The organism is Micromonospora sp. ATCC 39149, assembly GCF_000158815.1.
Taxonomy (GTDB): Bacteria; Actinomycetota; Actinomycetes; order Mycobacteriales; family Micromonosporaceae; genus Micromonospora.
On record NZ_GG657738.1, the window covers coordinates 888,483 to 890,187 of the forward strand.

Genomic DNA, 1,705 nt, shown 5'->3' on the forward strand with positions numbered 1-1,705 from the left:
CGACGCCAGGGCGGGGCTGTGGTGCCGTACCCCGATCAGGTACGGACGGGCCGACCCGGCGAGCGCGTCGACCACGGCGCGCGGGTCGGCAGCCGGCGGGTCGACCGCAACCGGTGCGGCGGCCGGACCGGCGACTACGCGGGACGGCGGCGTCACCGCAGGCTCGCCCGCAGGTCCCAGAGCCGGCGCCACATCGCCGAGCCGTCCTCGGCGCGACGGCGGACCGGGCCGTCCCAGTAGCCGAGCAGCCGCGCGTGGTCGTTCTCGTCGTCCTTGCGGACCACACCGAGCAGGTGCCCGGGGACCAGGTCGAGTGGGTCGCCGCCGGGCAGGTACGCGGCGGCCAGCCCGAGCGACGCCGCCACCTGCACCGCCTCGGCGGTGGACATCACGGTGCCGGGCCGCTCCACGTCCCAGCCCTCGCCCGACCGGCCGGTCCGCAGGTCCCGGAACACGGTGACCAGGGCGTCCAGCACCGCGTCGTCGACCGTGTACGGCGCTCCGGCGCGCTGGACGGCGGCGGTGGCCTGCCGGCGGACCAGGTCGGTCTCGGTGCCCGCGTCCGCGATCGGGTGGACCGTCTCGAAGTTGAACCGGCGCTTGAGGGCCGAGGACATCTCCGACACGCCCCGGTCCCGCAGGTTGGCGGTGGCGATCACGGTGAACCCGGGCGTCGCGCGGATCAGGCCGTCCTCGGTGCCAGCCAGCTCCGGCACGTTCATCCGCCGGTCGGACAGGATGGACACCAGGGCGTCCTGCACCTCGGGCAGGCAGCGGGTGACCTCCTCGATCCGGGCCACCCGGCCGGTCCGCATCGCGGTCAGCACCGGCGAGGCGACCAATGCCTGGGGGGTGGGGCCCTGGGCGAGCAGCAGCGCGTAGTTCCAGCCGTACCGGAAGGCGTCCTCGGTGGTGCCGGCGGTGCCCTGCACGGTCAGCGCGCTGGTGCCGCAGACGGCGGCGGCCAGCAACTCGGAGAGCATCGACTTGGCCGTGCCGGGCTCACCGACCAGCAGCAGGCCCCGCTCGCCGGCCAGGGTGACCACGCACCGCTCGACCAGGCTCCGCTCCCCGACGAACTTCGCGGCGATGGTCATGCTGGCCGGCAGGTCGACGCCACCCGGACCGGTACGCCGGTCGGCCGGCAGCGACAGCGCCTCGCCGTCGCTGCCCTGGATGAAGGTGACCACGGCGCGCGGGGTCAGTGCCCAGCCCGGCGGCCGGGCCCCGTCGTCGTAAGCGGCCAGGAAGGCCAGCTCGGCGGCGTACCGCTGTTCGGCGGAGAGCACCTGGGCGGCGGTGCTCTGCGGCGCCACGGTGGGGCGGACGTGTTCCGTCACGGTCACGGGGTTCCTCGATCTCTCACTGGTATCGGACGTGCGGGTCGGTGATGGGCCGGGCCGACCTCCGCAGGGATCAGCGCGGGGCGCGGGTGGGCGGGGTGTCGAGGCGGGGCCGGTCGCCGTCGCGCAACCGTCGCCAGGTCCGCCGGTACAGGTCGGCGACCGGCTCGACCGGCACGGTGACGGCGAGCGCGGCCGTACCGTCGGGTGCCAGGTCGAACAGGGTGACCTTCCAGCGCTCGATGGGGGCCTGCCCGGTGCCGCGGGTCAGCCACGGGCCGGGCAGGAACAGCGACCGGCCGGCCCCGGGCCGACTGGCGGCGACGACCAGGTACAGAGTGCCGGCCAGTTCGGCGCGGGCC

2 protein-coding genes are annotated in these 1,705 nt (G+C 75.5%); both read right to left on the reverse strand.

Annotation, left to right across the window (positions count from 1 at the left end; genetic code table 11):
* Positions 1-152: 152 nt before the first annotated feature.
* Positions 153-1,346: an AAA family ATPase gene (locus tag MCAG_RS03510; RefSeq protein WP_007071597.1), complete on the reverse strand. Its 1,194-nt coding sequence runs from the start codon at positions 1,344-1,346 to the stop codon at positions 153-155.
* A gap of 70 nt (positions 1,347-1,416) precedes the next feature.
* On the reverse strand, positions 1,417-1,705 hold a 289-nt coding region (locus MCAG_RS33355; protein WP_036372175.1), incomplete at its 5' end, for a hypothetical protein.